Annotated in this window: 1 protein-coding gene; it reads right to left on the bottom strand. The window is 37.7% G+C overall.

Going from position 1 to position 494, the window contains the following annotated elements; genetic code table 11:
* Positions 1–87: 87 nt before the first annotated feature.
* The coding region (locus ADI58_RS07055) for an ATP-binding cassette domain-containing protein (protein WP_049521985.1) at positions 88–494 on the bottom strand (407 nt) is incomplete at its 5' end.

Genomic DNA, 494 nt, shown 5'->3' with positions numbered 1-494 from the left:
CTACAACCTCAAAGCAGTGCTTTGAGCAGCCTGCGGCTAGCTTCCTAGTTTGCTTTTTGATTTTCATTGAGTATGAATCTTACCATATCATCTATGTGATAAATCGGTAACTCGAATAACTTGGTCCACTTGCTCCCAAATCAGAGGATTGTGGGTCGCAATAATAATGGTTCGATTCGGATTTTTTAAAGATTCTAGGATAGAAAGTAATTCCTCAGAGTTTTTGGGGTCTAAGGAAGCGGTTGGTTCATCTGCGAGAATCAAAGGCGGATCCTTTAAAATTATCTTCGCTAGTGCAACACGTTGCGCTTCTCCTCCTGATAATTCAAATATAGGTTGCTTTAAATCCAAATAAGAGAGGTTTACACGGTTTAGAGCTTGTTTCATCAAAGAGATTTTCTCTTTTTCTTTCAACTTTTTACCAACTAAACCCAGATTGAGATTCTCTTTGACGGTTTGGCTTTCAATTAAGCCAAAATCTTGAAATAAATATC

Origin of the sequence: Streptococcus mitis (assembly GCF_001074635.1) — a bacterium.
GTDB classification, from domain to species: Bacteria; Bacillota; Bacilli; order Lactobacillales; family Streptococcaceae; genus Streptococcus; species Streptococcus mitis_E.
The sequence above is the reverse complement of the archived record's forward strand: the minus strand, read 5'-3'. Positions and strand labels throughout refer to the sequence as shown.